The organism is Aquimarina algiphila, from assembly GCF_947494415.1.
Lineage (GTDB): Bacteria > Bacteroidota > Bacteroidia > Flavobacteriales > Flavobacteriaceae > Aquimarina > Aquimarina algiphila.
The window spans coordinates 493,497-510,555 of record NZ_CANLVC010000008.1 but is presented as its reverse complement, the minus strand read 5'-3'; the positions used below and the strand labels follow the sequence as shown (position 1 = coordinate 510,555).

Genomic DNA, 17,059 nt, shown 5'->3' with positions numbered 1-17,059 from the left:
ATTATGCGTACATATAAACAAAACATAAAAAAAAGCATCTTGATTTTAATATTAAGCATAGCTTCAATTTCATTTGTTAACCATTCAGATAATCAAGAGCTTATTGAGGATATTTATACTCATGTTGATCGTCCATTTTATTTTCCTGGAGAAACGATCTGGTTTAAATCTTATGTTGTAGATAGTGAACATAAAATTACAACAATAAGTGATGCTATGTATGCCGAACTAATCTCACCTAAAGGGACCGTGGTAAAGCAATTAAAGATCAGAATAAATGAAGGATATGCCTATGGTAATTTTGATACAAAACAAGATTGGGTAGGTGGAATATACACCTTAAAAATGTATACTAATTGGATGCGTAATGCTGGCGAAACCTCTTTTTTTACTAAAAAAGTTACGATTCAAAAGGTAATTCAACCCGAATTACTACTTCAACTCAAATTTGAAAAAGAAGGATACGGAAAAGGTTCTAAAGTAATTGCTAATTTTGAAGTCAAAGACCTTAAGAACAACCCGCTATCTCATAAAGAAATTCAATATGAAGTTGCAGTAAAAGGGAAGAAAATTTTATCAGATACTGTCGAAACAGATATAAATGGTAAAGCAAAACCAACTTTTAATTTACCTAAGGATTTATCTACGATAGACGTTGTTCTTAATGTATTAGTTTCTTATAACGGCTCAACAGAATCTATATCACGCAGTATTCCTGTGGTTCTTGACACAATTGATCTTCAATTTTTTCCTGAAAGTGGAAAAATCATTGCTGGAACCAGAAATCAAATAGCATTAAAGGCCTTAAACGAGTTTGGTAAACCCGTTGATGTATCTGGTAATATTATAGATGATACAGGTGCGATTGTAACCAATTTTAGTAGCTATCACGATGGTATGGGAAGTTTTATGATGAATGCTATTTATGAAACTTCGTATTATGCACAAATTACAGCACCTTTTATTTCTGAAAAGAAAATACAATTACCCAAAGTATATGAAAATGGCTTACGATTTTCTGCAATCACGGATAGTATACAAACCACATTAACAGTTTTTTCTACATTAAAAAAATCCATGCATCTTGAGGTTGCTAATGCGAATAAAGTGTTATGGAAACAAAATATAAAGTCTGATCAGCAAAAAATAATGATTCCTACGGCAGATTTACCTGTGGGAATTACAAGATTTACCTTTTATGATGCTCAGAAGATACCAATAGCAGAACGATTAGTATTTATTAATTCACATAAAAAACTAAAGGTTGAAATTACTACTAATAAAGAACATTATGAAACCAGAGAAAAGGTAGAGGTACAGCTTAAAACTACTGATGATAAAGGAAATCCTATTCCTGCAAATTTATCCATTGCTGTAGCAGATCATAAGTTACTTTCTTTTGTAGATGATAAACAAGATCATATACTATCTTATTTACTGATGTCTTCAGAGTTAAAAGGAAAAATACATAAACCTGTATTTTATTTTGATCCAGAAGAACCTAAAGCTATTAAAGCTTTGGATTATGTAATGCTAACACATGGTTGGAGAGATTATATAAAACCAAATACTTCGACAGAGGACCCGGCATTATACCTTCCAGAAAAAGAAGCGATTCACAGTGGTACTGTTGTTGATACAAAAGGAAATCCTGTAAAAGCACATGTGTTGTTGTTTGATCAACAAGGAAATAAAGTATTAGTATTTGATACTAATAAGAATGGAAAATTCTCTTGTAAGCTAGGAAAAGCAAACACACATATTATGATTGCTTACACCGATGATCATAAGTCATTACGTATTATAGAAACGACTACAGAAAAAGGCTATGATGTGCAAGCAAGGAATAGATTAGAGGATATCAAAGATAATAGTAGAGTAAAGTCTTTTAGAGGAGTGAAATCTCCTGTACAAAAGATTATTAGAAAGAAAGCTAAACCTGCACCAATTGAACTTTCTGAAGATAAGTCACAATTGGAAGAAATTGTAATTGTGGGTAATGGAATACAACAAAAAAGAATGATTTCTGGATCTATTAGTACTGTAAAAAACGAAGAACTAGAAGGGCAGGCGGCAGGAAGCTTTGTAGACGCATTACAAGGAAGAGTTGCAGGAGTAAATATAGTGAATGCTGATGGTATTTATGGGAGTAGCTCAAAAATAATGATAAGGGGCACGAGTAGTATATCAGGTAATAATCAACCGTTGTTTGTTATTGACGGAATCCCGGTTGCAAATGATGAAGTAGGTAACCTGGATGCAGATGTTATAGAATCAATTACAATATTAAAAGATATAGCAGCAACATCACTGTATGGAAGCCGAGGAGCTAATGGAGTAATTGTAATTTCATCCAAACATAAAAAATACTTCCATAACTGGGGAAAGAAAAAATTGAATAATGCAAAATTTAATAATTATGCTTACCATTATTTGTATAAAGGTAGGTCATTAACAAATTATACTCCCCGAGTGTTCTATGTCCCTGTATACGATAGTAAGATGTTACCAGAAGAACGTACAGATTTTAGAAAAACGATTTATTGGAACCCAGTTGTGCAAACGAATGATAAAGGAGAAGCAAACCTGTCTTTTTATAATTCTGACGCGATTACATCATTTAATATCATTGCAGAAGGAATAGGATATAATGGATTAGTGGGAAGAAAAGAAAAGCAATACAGCACTAAGAAACAATTAACTATTGATTTTAAGATTCCTAATTATATGGCACTTCAGGATACTATAAGGTTGCCTTTGACTATTAAAAATGAATCTTCAGATGTACTAGAGGCAGAGGTCGATCTTCATCTTCCAAAAGGGATACAACAAATATCATCTTTTGATTCAGAAATTAAACTTCAACCTAATGAAGTAAGACAAGTATATGTTGAAGTAGTTCCTCTTTCAGTAAGAGCAAATAACAGAATAGTATGTTCTGTAAAATCAGAAATGTATAGTGATACTGTAAATAAAGAAGTCACAGTAATAAGTCCATATTTTCCAACGGAAGTTTCTGTGTCGGGATCGCAAAACAAGGCATATACTTTTGATGTAAATTCAATAGTACCCAATAGCCTTACAGCTGATTTCACCATTTACACTGATATTGTAGGAGATGTGATGAACGGGATAGAATCTCTTATTCGTCAACCCCATGGATGCTTTGAACAGACTTCATCTAGTACGTATCCAAATATTATGGTATTAAAATACCTAAAAGAATCAGGTAAAAGTAATCCTGAGATCACTGCTAAGGCAATGAAGTACATTAAAGAAGGATACAAAAGACTGATTAGTTTTGAAACCAAAGAAGGAGGGTTCGAATGGTTTGGTCATACACCACCGCATGAAACTTTAACTGCTTATGGAGTATTAGAGTTTACAGAAATGAAAGAGATCTATCCTAAGGTGAATCAGAAAATGATTGATCGAACCGTAGATTGGCTTATGAGCAGAAGAGATGGTAATGGAGGATTTAGAAAAAGTAAAAAAGGGTATGATAGTTTTGCCAGTTCACCAAAAGAGGTTGCTGATGCCTATATTGTTTATGCGATTAGTGAAGCAGGTATACAAGTGGATATAGAAAAGGAATATCAAACTACTTATACAAAGGCATTAAAAAGTAATGATACATATCGTATGGCATTATTAGCCGCTGCGAGTTTTAATTTCGGAAATAATAATAATGGTAATATGCTATTAAATGCAATTACCAAAAATATTGAGGAATACAATTTTAAAGCTTTACCTGTAGAAAATACAATTACACGTTCCTATGGAGATTCAAAATATGTAGAAACAGCAGCTTTTGTTGTTTTAGCAATGCTAAAGGCAGAAAACAGAGATGATATATTGATTACAAAAGGGATTGAATATATTATTAGTAAAAGAAATGGAGGAAGGTTTGGATCTACACAGGCAACATCGATGGCACTCAAAGCATTGATTGGATATACAAGAACACAAAGAAATAAAATAATTGCTAATCATGAATCTGTACATTTAAATCTCAATGGAAATACAATTTCCAAGAAATTAAAAATTAATGAAAAAGGACAAGTCGTTATTGATGGTTTAGAAAGTTATATCAAAGAAGGAAAACAAGAAATGACGGTTCGGTTTAACAATAAAGATATAACTTTTCCTTATGAAATGAATATACAATGGGATAGCCCTGTACCAGATAGTTCTGATGAATGTAAATTACAACTAAAAACTACATTGATGAATACGCGATATGAAGTTGGAGATAATGTAAGAATGACAATAGAAGTAAATAATCGATCTACACGCGGAATAGCAATGCCAATGGCAATAGTAGGGATACCATCTGGAACGACACCACAGCCATGGCAACTTAAAGAATTAGTAGAGCGTAAAGAAGTAGCGTATTATGAAATTTTTGAAAACTACCTGATTTTTTATTGGAGAGAGTTTACGGGCTCAGAATCTAAGACAATTCATCTAGATCTAAAAGCTGATATCCCTGGAGTTTATAAAGCTCCTGCAAGTTGTACTTATCAATATTATGCCGATGACTACAAACATTGGATTTCTGGAAACACAGTTACCATAGGAGTGAAGCAATAGAAAGAACTTAATGTATAAATAAAATGAAGAAGAGTGTAAATAAAAAAACCAGGAATCTCAAAGAGAATCCTGGTAAAACATACCATAGAAAAGTGTGAAAAGATACATGTTTTACATGCTATTTCTACATGTGTTTTGATGCGTAATCATATTTAAAAAAAGCTGGTTAATGATTCTCTTTTAAACCGGGAACCTAAATCTACTCTAACAAGATTCCCGGTAACAAGTAGAAGACAAATTAACATTGTATTTACAGCCCCCCGTAAAATACTTCTACTATGTTGTGTGAACAGTGATAATGTGTTAAGTATTGGTTTTCATTAATTCGTAATTTCATTTATATAAGTGTGCAAATTTTGATATAGCATTCATTAAGCTCTTGGTCTATAGTATAATAGATATCATAATGTATCATTATACTCATAGATATAGCATCTACAAATATTATAGTGCAGATAACTGGTGGTTTTCTTTTATGGATTTTAGATGGTGATTGGTCTTAAGGACAATATTATTTTCGATATGATACATTTGATTTTGCTTCTTTTCGTTAGAAGTAGAACAATCCAAACTTATCATATAGAAAATCATTGGGGTTTTAACTACAGGGTTCATGATGGTTGGTGTTATAAACTTATGTTTACTAATAAAATTTTGTAGCGATCTTCTGATGTAAATTTAGGAAATAACTTCATCTTTGAATTATGGTAAATTCTCATGGTCTTGATGGTAAAACTCTATTATATAGGTGTATAGAACCGTATTTTTATATTTTAATGCCTTTGTTTGTAGTATGTTGAAAGGTATATGTGTGTACGGAAAACCGTAAAAATTACATTTATTTTTTATGAATTAATTAACATTTGTTTAAGTATTGTGTTAATTAAGTGTTAATAAAATGAAGGTTGCTCCAAAAAGCAACAATTATATAAGTTCACTATCCCCAATAAATACGGGTAATGACAAGTAAATTCAATTAAAAATGAATGTTTATCAAGAATATGCAACGTAGTTCTGTAGATATAGGGTTTGGACTATAAAATCGTACCAGTTCGAGTGATAAAACATTTCAAATATTATATCTATGTAGAGGATAGTTTTGATATTCTGGACTAAAAACAGCTTCTCAATAGTTCTGCTGAGTTTGCCCAAGTATAATTTCCTCAATTTTATTACAAAAACACTCGAACTGACGATTTTAAAACAACCTAACCCTTATACCAAACTATGTTTGTTTAAGGATGGAGTAAAGATAATGAAGGAGTTATGTAATATTTCGGGGTCAAAAACCCTATTTCTTACAGGGGAATAACTGTGTGTTATACCGTCTCGTGTATGAGCAGTAGCGGATTTAAGCGACTGCATTTCGGATATCAATATACTTTAATTTAATGAAAAACGGTTCGAGTTAGCACTCAAACCACTATTACTTATACACATTGTTGTGTGTAGTTATTTTTTAATTTCATTTTCTAAATGAACTAATTTCAACTCTTTATGATAATTATCAATTCTTCCATAAGCAGTTCCATCTACTAATAAGATAACTATTAGCATAGCAATCGTTGTTATACTAATTGCACGCCAAGTTGGTGTGTTAATAAAAATAATTAACAAGGCTGCCACAATGATTATAATCGGAATAACTTTAAAAACGATTGTATTATATTCTTTCAGAGTGGCTTCAGCACGAGTGATTTCTGATTCTATAAATGCTGAAGCATCCTTATTGTAAGCAGTCTCAAATTGTGTAACCCTTGACTTGTTGGTGAAAAATAATCCAAGTCCAATTGTTAAAAGTAGAATACCTGCCACCAAGCTAGGAATTATGTACGCTTTAGCCATTTCCGTTTTTCCTAACTGCCAAAAACCTAAACTAGCTGCCATAAACGCGAGTCCGAAGAGAATGAAAAATGGGGTTGAAAATAATTCGGCTTTTGCCCAATCTATTGCTGTTTTTAATATATCCATAGTTTTAATTCATTTTATATTTTTCTCTGAATTCCTTTGGGCTTATACCTTCCTTCTTTTTGAATAATCTTGAAAAATATTGAGGATATTCAAATCCTAACTCATAAGCTACTTCCGAAATATTTTTATTCGGTTTCAATAAAACATTCTTTGCTTCATCAATTAAACGTAAGTGTAAATGTTCGGTGGTAGTTTTACCCGTTTCTTTTTTCAAAGTATCGCTTAAGTAACGTTGTGAAACTGACATTTTATCTGCGATTTGTTCTATACTTGGAATGCCTTTTTCTTGCAATTGCCCAGATTCAAAATGTTCAGTTAAATACTGATTGAATTGTTCTAATAAATCGTTCGTTATTTCTTTTCGGTTAAAAAACTGTCTTTCATAGAATCGGTTGGCATATTTGAATAATGTGCTTAATTGAGAAATAATAATTTCTCTACTAAAGACATCTTGATTATTTTGATATTCAATTTCAATATTTTCTACTATCGATTCTATTTGCTTTTCTTCTTTTGGTGAAAGGTGTAATGCTTCATTTACAGAATATGAAAAGAAACCGTATTTTTTTATTTGTAGAGCTAATTCCGTTCCTTTCAAAAAATCTTCGTGAAAGTTTATTGAAAATCCTTTTCGCTCAAAAACTACACTATTATCCCATTGCAAGACTTGTCTTGGTGCAATGAAAATCAAAGCTCCATTAGTGAAATCATATTTTGTTCGTCCGTAGTTTAAATCTCCCTCTACATATTTTTTAAAACTAATGGTATAGCAATCATTGGTAATTGGTGGCGAACTCTCTCTTGGACAAGGTAAGTAGCCATCGCCTTTTGAGTTGAACACGCTCAACATAGGATGCTCTGGTCGAGGTAGTTCTAAATAATCTAAATACGATGATAATGTTTTAAAATGTTGCATACTACAAATTTAGATATTCCATTTTATACCTGTTTCCTTTTCTGAAAGTTCCCATAGTTTTTTAGCAACTACTTTATCTTTGGCGTGTGGCTCTAATTTATGCTCTCCTACAGGACCTACAGTATTCATTCTTTTTGTTGGTCCATAAAATCCACTTTGGTCAAGGTTTGATTCTGTAGCACACATTAATTGTGGATAAGCACCTTTTTCAGCCGATTGTACTAACGGTGATAATTTCATTAGTTGCCAAACAAATCGAGTCATTAAACTACCACTGGTTTTAATTAATGAAGTTTTGGAAGCGCCTGGATGACAAGCATAAGCCTTCACATCAGATTTTCCTGCTTGTTGTAAGCGGTCTTGCAATTCATAAACACACATGATTTGTGCTAATTTACTTTGGCTATATATGCCATTTGGACTGTAGTTTTTATCCCAATTCAAATCGTCAAATTGTATGGTTTTGATCCCTAAATTATAACCCATACTACCAACGGTTACTATTCTCCCTTTAGATTTTTCTATCAGAGGAAATAATAAAGCTTGAAACGTGAAATTTCCGAAGTGGTTCGTTCCCATCTGACTTTCCCAACCATCTACAGTAAGTTTCTGTTTTGGTACTTGGGCTATTGCAGCATTGCAAATTAGCGCATCGATTTGAGGAACTGTTTTAAGAACCTGTTCAGCTGCTTTTTTTACGGAAGCTTGTACAGCTAAATCCATTTTTAAAGCTAAAACGTCTATGTGGCTACCAACTTCTTGTTTTAAAGTTTTAATGGTGTCTTCTGCTTTCTTTGGGTTTCGATTAAGCATTACCACTTTTGCTCCCTTTGATAGCAATATTTTCGCTGCTTCAAATCCTGTTCCGCTTGTAGTCCCTGTTAGGATATATATTTTGCCTTTCAAATTTTCGATTCTATCAGGTGTCCAACCTTTGTTCCCAAATTGATTTGTTTCCATTTTTGTCTAAGTAATTAGTGTTAAAAACTATAAGACAAAGGTCGGATAGAAGAGTACTTGTTTCCTTATACGGATTTTCGAATGTTGTATACTTTTTGGTTTGAGTGGTAATTACACACAACTGTTGAGTATAGAACATTGATATCCCTAATAGAAATATTACCTATGGATTAATACCTTCAACACATAATAGCATTTAAGTTATTTCACAAACTTTTACTCACTTAACTCTACGCGTTGTGAAACGGCATCCAACCAGATATAACTAAGATCAGCACCAGCACTACCATGACAACTCATACAGCTTCGGTTACTGTGTTGTTCTGTTTTTCCGTTTACGGTGCAGTACGTCGACATAAATGATTCAATAACACTATTACGTAAAAAACGAGGTACCATTGTAAAACAATCATTTTCGACACCATTATCCTTACAATTAAGCTTGCTAACTTGGCCATTTTGTTGCCTGCCATTTAGAGCCCATTGGGTGTCCACTAATATATAGTTGGCAAAAGGAGAATCAATTTTTTTAAGTTCTTCCTGAAATGCCAGGTTCATTTTCTGTGCTGCATTATCAATAGGTACAATACGAGTAAGTTGATTAGGTTGGTTTGTAAATTCTTTTGCCAGGCGATTAAGATCTACATTAGGGCAACCTTTTACAATACTATCTCTACTCAAGAATGGGAGTTGATAGCAGTTATCAGGTTCTTTTAACTTAGGATTATAAAAAGTCCCTGTGGGGTTTTGTTGTCCAACATCAGGAACATTATCTTTATGCTCAAAGGTGATCCAGATCCATTGTGGGGCAAAATATGTCTTACGTGCGATATGTAAACCTACCAAGGCCATAGGAGCTCTTCTACAGTATACAGAATCACCTTCGGCTTCATAGATCAATGCATTTCGAACCAGGAATTTCTTTTTTGCAGCTTCAAGATTTTCTGCATCTCTATGATTACAATCAGCTGTTAGACATAATTCTTTCCAAGCGGATTTGATTTCTATCGATCCTTCATTATAGGTAGTATCATCCCGAGTGTCAGGAAAATTTACTTTGTTAACATCTCCTTTTGGCCCACTGGGTGTGAGATTAAGGCTTGCTGCACGACCATTGCCGATGATATATTCGAATTCTGTACGATTAAATAAGACTTCGTAGCGTACTCGGCTGCTATCTTGATCTACCAAGTATCCAAAAGAACCCGCAAAAGCTTGTCCGGTTTCATTAAGGACATCTCTGGTTTTGGATTGCATTGTAATCACAAAATCATGATCTTCATTCTCACAATCTTTTCCTTTGGGAGCAGGTGGAATCTGATTCCAAGGTTGGTTGGTTGGATTCCATGTTATATCTCCAGGTTGAAATACTTCGAATGTAGGCTTATAAGTTTCCCAAACCATTGCATCATCTTTATTAGCTGTAAAAGGGAGTTGAGTATCGGGTTCGCCTCGTTGTGGTTTTTTGGTATCAGGGTTGACACCTTTATTAGGCCAGTTTAAAGCAATAAAGGATTTCCAGGCATAACTATCAAACATTAATTGTGCTATTTCTGGCCCCAAGAATTTAAATACTTTTGTGGGGTCTGCAGGAACATCCTTTGGTAAGGTAGATGTGATTTGAGTATCCATAATATACTGCTCAATTTCATTAGAGAACTGTCCCATATCTTTTGGTTCTTCTGCAGTAAGTAAGGCTGCTTCTTTTGGAGGCTGAGGTCTAAAACGATCACAATAAGGAGTAGTACTAAACTCTGCAAAAGGATTACGAATATCATCTAGAGACCTTACATAATCAGTATTAAACCCCGGAGCATGACAATTCACACAGAACGCACTTACATGAGCCTGTATATCCTTTGATTTATCACTAATTTTACCATCTTCTATATCTTTTTGAAAGAAGAAACCATAAAACCAATTCCCACCATAACAATCAACACCGTTGTAAGAAGCTAAATTTGCTGTTGCACAATAGTTATACTTTGGATCTGGCTTGTATAATACGGTAATGGCAGCTAACGTACTATGATCAGAACTAATAATTCGATTGCTAATGGTATCAGAACGATAATTTTGTTTTACAATAAATGATCCGGGAGGAAACTCCAAAGGTTGAGTGATCGTAGAATCAACTGCCTGGGTTAAAAATTCATGTGCTATATTATTTACATAGGTTCTTACCCAACGTCCATGCACTGGTAAACCTAACCTTTTTAGGGTATTAGAATCATGCGATATTTCTGTGCCTGGAAATAAATGCCAGGAGGAATTTTCGGGATAATTTTCCTTTTTTAAAAACTTCATTACAGCAGATAAATCAGGAAGAACATCTCTGTCGTTAATAGGAGTGTAGTTGTCTTTTTTACAAGAAGAATATAAAATGAATATCGAGATGGTAAGAACCATCATTAGTATAGTTTTGGCAGGTTTCATAAGTAAGAGTATTAGTGTGTATGGTTATCAACATATCAGTTTAGAGTAAAAAAAATCCCCACTAAATCATGAGTGTCTAGAAAGTACATGTATAACAAACAGTTAAATTGAGCAGAGTTGATAATCAAGAATAATTTTTCTCAACTTTGCTCGAGATAACAGAAATGTTAACTTTCAGACAGTTTCATTTTTTAGTGGGGGGAATACTACTAATTTAGTATTTTCTTATCATAATCTCAAATAATAAATGAAGTATGATCTTATAAAGATACGTAATATTTTAGGATAAATTCAATACTAAAAATGTATTTTCGCTTCCTTATAAATGATTGTTATTTGGCCACAACTTCTCAAAATATTTTTCTAACCAAGAAGGAAAAACTTAGATGTATTCAATGCGGTAAACGCATCCCTGTTGGCAAATCATTTGTTGCAGAAAGTGAAAAACATAAAGGAACTTGTTTTAGTTGTTCTCCGTTTGGCGGATATGTATTGTTACCACCCGGAGATGCTGCAATGACTCGTAGATCTAAAAAACATTCTACCTTATGCGCAGTAGTATGGGCATGGAATCAACGTCGTAAACGTTATGAACGACAAGGGCAACTAGTAGAAGAAATTGCTATAGAGAAAGCAAAAATAGAATGTCAGAATGATCAGAATATTCGTGCAGAAAAAAACAGAAAAGCTGCTATTGTTAGAGAACAACAAGACAGAGAGTATATTATCAAGTTTGCCATTGCTATTAGAAGACGGTATCCTAATTGCCCTGTGAAACGAGAATTTGAAATAGCAAAACACGCATGTCAAAAATATAGCGGTAGGGTAGGACGTACTGCAAATGCTAAGGAATTTGATGTTAAAATGATTGACCTGGCAGTAGAAGCACATATACGACATACCGAAACTAATTATGATGACCAGTTTGGGCAAGGAAAACGTAAAAAAGAAATCCGAACAGATATACGATCAGATATTGACCAGATTCTAAGACGTTGGAAACGTACCTTCTGAAAATGGAGTATAATAATAAAATTAAAAAGAGGCTGTCTAAAAAGTCAATTCTTTTTGTCAAACTGAGCTTGTCGAAGTTTTTAATATTTTGATTTTCAATATGTCTTCAACAGGTTCAGACTGAAAATTTTGAGTTTTTATATTTTTTAGACAGCCTCTTTTTTTATATCTATTTATAATGAGAGTTCTTATCTATATACAGTATATTCTATTACACAAGAATTATTCTCTCTATCATTGCATGTCCAAAATATGATATCTGCACTAATAAAGGCTGCTCCGGCAGAACTGGTTAATTGATCTACATGCGCTTGTAAATCATCTTGATAATGGTCTAGATTAATGTCACTATCACCATCAACATAATAGATCATGCTTTTGTAGTGTGTAGAAACAGCTCCTGTTGGCGGCCATATACGAGGGTATGAAGTACATTCTTTTACATAACGCTCGAACTCAGATGCAGCATTATCACTACATCCTTCATCCCCGTGAAGTGTGCAATTAGCCTTAGCTTGCGTAGGAACTAATTTACTTAATTCCTCTTTTGTAGCCTGACGATATTCTACAGTACCCACTAATTCCAAATACGGGTTAGTTTTTACAACTTCTGGTTCCTCTGTATCAGTTTCACAAGAGGTAAGCAATACTAAGAATACGAATAAACCGGATAAGATTTTTGAGTGTAATTTCATTTTATATTATTTATTGGTTAATACTGCTACTAAATAACTAATTATCTGTCTGATAATCTTAGGTTTATGTTTTAAGAATATGTAAAGAAACTAATTCGTTTTATGGGGAAATTTCACCTATTTATAATAATAAGTTAATGAGTAGATAATATATTCTGATTACTACACTAAAATATTGGTTTTTAGTGTGTAAGATGACATGGTGTTTTGTAGTAGATAATCAACTTTTTTAAGGAGTAAGTATGTTTTTTACTATTAATAAAACATATAGAAGGTAACAAAATGCTTTTTTAAGACACTCTATATATAGTAGCAGTAGTCATACTATTATGAGCGTATTAATTCTTAAAATAATTAGCAAATGTCAAGAGAAAATTATAGTATAAAGTTAATGACTTTAGAAGCATTATCTTTAGAAGAAGTAAAAGCACCAACTATTCCGGTTGATATTGCCTTACAAGAGGCAGAAAACTTATTTGTGTGGGCATATGAAGATAAAATTATTTTGGAGAGTAAAGGACTAGATTGGGATACATATTTTGAAGACTTGCCCGTTCGTATAGGTGCATGCCGATATGCACAAGCAGTTTGGATGAAAGAACGTTATACCAAGAAAGAAATTCTAAAAAGATGGAGAACAGAATCTTCTAAGGCATATGAATTTAAAAATGAGGTACTAGCTGATTTATATTTTAAGTTTAGAAAAGATGCTGAGGTATTGGACCGACTAGATAAGATTACACAGGCAGAAGGTGATGATGATATCATCCAGGATCTAATGGATATTAGTGTGTTGGGTAAGTCAAATGCACCAGAACTGGAAAAGATGAGATATGATCTTAGAAAATTTAATATTGCAGAGCAGAAGTCTGATTATCTGGCAGAATTACTTTTTAAAGCTAATGACGATACTTTAGATGATGTTAAAGCCAAAGATTTACGAGATCGAGCATTTACACATCTTAAAGAAGCTATAGATGAGATACGTGATACAGGTAAATATGCATTTAGAAAAGATCCCGAACGCTATATTGGATACGTACAAATACGCATACAAGAAAAGAAAATAATGCCTCACTATAACTAAATTGATGCATTTGCTACTGTTAAAGTGTTGATTTGTAATACATATTATATATAAAAACTTAGAACTCCCTGCCACAACGCCAGTAAGCATAAAATGCTATTATACTAACTGTCAGTACCCATTCACTGAGTATACGTAAAATGCAAAATATAAAACGTAATCCTTTGGTGAGTAAGCGTTATCATCACGATAAAAAAAAGTTTTTGGCTATAACGACAGCCTGTCATTATAGTATTTTATCATATCAAAAATGAATTAAATAAAAACAAATGCTTAGTTATTAGGGAGTTAAAATTTAAAATTAACACAAGATTAATAATAAAAGTGTTAAAAAGATGAAGAATCGGTATTGTAATTGATTTTGTACAAGCTCAAACAAATGTTGAATTTAAAACAAAAAAGTATGAGTAATGTAGTAAACAACCGATTATCGGTTACCGTAGATTCACAAGTGATTACAGAAGTAAAAAGCAAAATAGATGAAATTAGTACGCTATTGCCTTTTTTAACAGGTTTGACCAAAGATGAGCGTAGAAACCTACCAAAGATCAATAGAAGTAATAAGGTATTTGTAGAAGATGCACTAGACAGTATGCGACAGAACGGAGATATCTTGCCAAATTTTATTAAACTAGGAGAAGTAGAAAAAGATTATTCATTATATAATGATCTTAAGGTACTGGCTTTAGAATTAGCAGAACTATCAGAAAAAGTAAATGATACCAGAATACTTGCCGGATCAGAAGCGTATAGTACTTCATTACTAGCGTATAAGATGTTTGGTGTTGCTGCTAATAGTGGTGTACCAGGAGCAGAAGCTTTACATAGCAGATTAAAAGAACGTTTCTCTTCTAATGGAAATAGTATTACAGAAGAAAATGAGCAAGAAGACCAAAACCAGAATCCCGATAATGAAACGGATTCATCTGGCGGCAATAGCACTGCAGAATCGGACTTCGACTCCGCTCAGTCCTCGTAAACAATTGCACCCTGAGCGAAGTCGAAGGGTGAAGTAGACGGGCTTCGACTACGCTCAGCCCTCGTAAGCAATTGAACCCTGAGCGAAGTCGAAGGGTGAGGTTACTCGAAGGGTCGAATTCAGAGACTCTGGAAATATATTAATCAAACACCCCCAATAGTTGGAAACAACTATTGGGGGTGTTTTCGTTTTAAACATTAATGATTATTTCTTGTCTAAATCATACCCAATCTTCCAAAAATACATATCTACAATTTTCATAATAGGATAATAAAAATTTGTTTTTGATAATAATTGTTGTTGAATATCAGAAAGTTCTTTTTTATTCTCTTTTATAAAATTAAAAAGAGCTATTAAAGAGTTTTTATTTATAGTGGAAGCTACTATTCCTTCTTTGATCGCTCCATCTTTAAAAAACCTATCATAGGCAGGTATACAACCTAAAGTCCCCAACAATATTTTGCTAATTAAGGTGTCGGTAGGAGAGATATGTTTGGTTTTATTATCTAGTATATAAGTTATATTCTTATAATAGTCTTGAAGTTTTTTAATTAGGTCTAGAATATTTTCTGTATCCTGAAATTTGACCTCTTTATCTGGTATGCAACGTAGATTAACGAAATTGATAAGTATCTCTACGGCACCTTGGTGGACTAAATAATCCTTTTGTAATAAACCGCTAGATCCTCGATACATACCCCAACTTGCTAAATAAAACCCTAAATGTAGACTTAATATTTTGATATTTTTTACCTCACCAAAAGCACTGTAACAATGCTTCCAAGAATTGTAACGATGGTTTGTGTCGCTAGATAGATTTAAGTAGGTATTAACAATTGAAACCATTCTAATTTATTCCCGTTAAATAAGCTTTCAATTCTAATAAAATTTGATTGGATTGTAGATTATTAGAAGGAGGTAATAAGTTAATCCAAATAGGTAGATATAACTTTTGTAAGTTGTTATGTTTATTAATAAACTCTTTTACCGCTGTATAGGAAGAAATTCTTGTTCTACAACAGCATACAATTACATCGCAATTTTCTTGATGGATTTCATTTAAATGTCTTTTTACAGGTTCATATTCATCTCCTTGAGTGAGTATTCCAATTCTAAAACCATTAATCTCAATTATTGCAATTCTGTCTGGTGGATGAAGTTCTGTTATACTTATATTAGTCAAATTTGGATTACTATTTAACCAATCAATTAGCTTATTAAGAATAGTTGTTTTTCCTACTTCACTTTTTCCTTTCAGGATAATAATTTTTTTCATGTGTATGAATTTAGACTCTATTAAATAATCCTTTATTATTACATTCTTCTAAAAACTTAGATTTTAAAAAACCTAGACTAGAAAGCGGATAATTTTTGGCTTCTTTAACCTGTGATTGAAAATATTGTTCAGGAGTAAGTTCTCCTTCTAATTCGTTATAATTCTCATATTCTCCAACTATTGAGTTAAACCAGGTCAAGCCTGCATTAGGGCTGCATAGTAAAGCAGAATACCGCTCATCTAATCCAAAAATCCGTTTCCAAGTCTCAATTTGTTCTTCTGATCCTTCTTCACAAGATATTTCAAGATCAATTTCCTCGGGTTTGATGGTGTCAATTTTAGCAGAGTTTAATTTTACATCTATATTTATTTTTGGAATAGTATCCGAATATGGATAAAAGGATAGTGTTCTATTCTTTTTTGAAATCATCGGGTCAATATTTTTAATACGATTCTTAAAAATCGGCATCTTAGAAAGCTTATAAGAACTGTTACATTCATGACACATAGGTGCCAGATTATAAAAGTTAACAGCTATAAAAGGATATAGCCCCTTAGGAATATAGTGATCATAGGCTTCACGCGTACTATGATTATTTCCTTTGATGGGATGAATAGCACAAAACGGACAAATTCCCTTATTGTTCACTATCATAAACTCGCGGTAATGATCCGGTATCGTCTTCTTGCTAAAGAAATCAAATGCTTTTAAATTAAAAGGAGAACCTTTACCGTAGAGTTTAGAATAAAACTCTTTTAGTAACCTCCCTAAATTAGGATAATGTCCGTTAATTTCATTAAATGTAATAGGAATCAATTCTTTGTTACAGCATAAGTTTTCTATGTTATTATTTATGATGTAACCTTCTTTTAATCTACTTTTAAAAGGCTCTTTTATTTTTAAAAATTCTTTATAAATAAATTCAATTCTACTTGTGAAAAAATATCCAGTATCAGCATCTTCTGCTTCTAAGACAATATAGATGTCTTTTAGTTTTTGATTCCCATTTAATTTGTCTAATGACCAATCTCCATCAGCTTTCATCCAAACCTCAAAAAACAGAAAATCCAAATAGGTCTGTAACTCTTCTACTTTATGGTTGATGTATGTATATGGAAAGTGCATTGGTTA

13 protein-coding genes are annotated in these 17,059 nt (G+C 32.8%); 4 read left to right on the top strand and 9 right to left on the bottom strand.

All coding sequences use genetic code 11. The features are described 5' to 3' along the window. Window positions 1-3 precede the first annotated feature (3 nt). The gene (locus PQF96_RS19950; protein ID WP_271767968.1) at window positions 4-4,593 is read left to right on the top strand and encodes a TonB-dependent receptor plug domain-containing protein; all 4,590 of its coding nucleotides are present in this window, start codon (window positions 4-6) and stop codon (window positions 4,591-4,593) included. Between the two features lie 444 nt (window positions 4,594-5,037). Here PQF96_RS19950 and PQF96_RS19945 read toward each other — a convergent pair whose 3' ends face one another. From PQF96_RS19945 to PQF96_RS19925, 5 genes are all read right to left on the bottom strand, one after another. Beyond that, window positions 5,038-5,208 (bottom strand): hypothetical protein, encoded by a 171-nt coding sequence (locus PQF96_RS19945; protein ID WP_160114064.1) that lies wholly within the window; start codon window positions 5,206-5,208, stop codon window positions 5,038-5,040. Window positions 5,209-6,045: 837 nt separating this feature from the next. Further along, complete coding sequence (locus PQF96_RS19940) at window positions 6,046-6,564, bottom strand: hypothetical protein (protein WP_271767967.1); 519 nt, start codon at window positions 6,562-6,564, stop codon at window positions 6,046-6,048. A gap of 4 nt (window positions 6,565-6,568) precedes the next feature. Further along, entirely contained in the window at window positions 6,569-7,480 is a 912-nt protein-coding gene (locus PQF96_RS19935; protein ID WP_109438592.1) for a helix-turn-helix domain-containing protein, read from the bottom strand. Window positions 7,481-7,489: 9 nt separating this feature from the next. Then, a complete protein-coding gene (locus PQF96_RS19930; protein WP_333968124.1) occupies window positions 7,490-8,386 on the bottom strand; it encodes an SDR family oxidoreductase in 897 nt (298 codons plus the stop codon). Between the two features lie 270 nt (window positions 8,387-8,656). Beyond that, window positions 8,657-10,876, bottom strand: a complete 2,220-nt coding sequence (locus PQF96_RS19925) for a hypothetical protein (RefSeq protein ID WP_271767965.1) — start codon at window positions 10,874-10,876, stop codon at window positions 8,657-8,659. Between the two features lie 336 nt (window positions 10,877-11,212). On the opposite strand from PQF96_RS19925, the gene PQF96_RS19920 reads away from it, so the two are divergent. Next, a complete protein-coding gene (locus tag PQF96_RS19920) occupies window positions 11,213-11,890 on the top strand; it encodes a DUF2293 domain-containing protein (protein WP_160114343.1) in 678 nt (225 codons plus the stop codon). A gap of 188 nt (window positions 11,891-12,078) precedes the next feature. Here PQF96_RS19920 and PQF96_RS19915 read toward each other — a convergent pair whose 3' ends face one another. After that, window positions 12,079-12,585 (bottom strand): hypothetical protein, encoded by a 507-nt coding sequence (locus PQF96_RS19915; RefSeq protein ID WP_109438596.1) that lies wholly within the window; start codon window positions 12,583-12,585, stop codon window positions 12,079-12,081. A gap of 361 nt (window positions 12,586-12,946) precedes the next feature. On the opposite strand from PQF96_RS19915, the gene PQF96_RS19910 reads away from it, so the two are divergent. After that, the gene (locus tag PQF96_RS19910; RefSeq protein WP_271767964.1) at window positions 12,947-13,672 is read left to right on the top strand and encodes a hypothetical protein; all 726 of its coding nucleotides are present in this window, start codon (window positions 12,947-12,949) and stop codon (window positions 13,670-13,672) included. Between the two features lie 403 nt (window positions 13,673-14,075). After that, window positions 14,076-14,651: a hypothetical protein gene (locus PQF96_RS19905; RefSeq protein WP_271767963.1), complete on the top strand. Its 576-nt coding sequence runs from the start codon at window positions 14,076-14,078 to the stop codon at window positions 14,649-14,651. Between the two features lie 204 nt (window positions 14,652-14,855). On the opposite strand, the gene PQF96_RS19900 is transcribed toward PQF96_RS19905, so the two are convergent. The 3 genes from PQF96_RS19900 to PQF96_RS19890 are packed head-to-tail and all read right to left on the bottom strand — an operon-like array spanning window position 14,856 to window position 17,053. Beyond that, complete coding sequence (locus tag PQF96_RS19900; RefSeq protein WP_271767962.1) at window positions 14,856-15,497, bottom strand: hypothetical protein; 642 nt, start codon at window positions 15,495-15,497, stop codon at window positions 14,856-14,858. Between the two features lies 1 nt (window position 15,498). Then, on the bottom strand, window positions 15,499-15,927 hold the full coding sequence (locus PQF96_RS19895) for a hypothetical protein (protein ID WP_271767961.1): 429 nt from the start codon (window positions 15,925-15,927) through the stop codon (window positions 15,499-15,501). Window positions 15,928-15,937: 10 nt separating this feature from the next. Then, window positions 15,938-17,053: a hypothetical protein gene (locus PQF96_RS19890; RefSeq protein ID WP_271767960.1), complete on the bottom strand. Its 1,116-nt coding sequence runs from the start codon at window positions 17,051-17,053 to the stop codon at window positions 15,938-15,940. Between the last annotated feature and the right edge of the window lie 6 nt (window positions 17,054-17,059).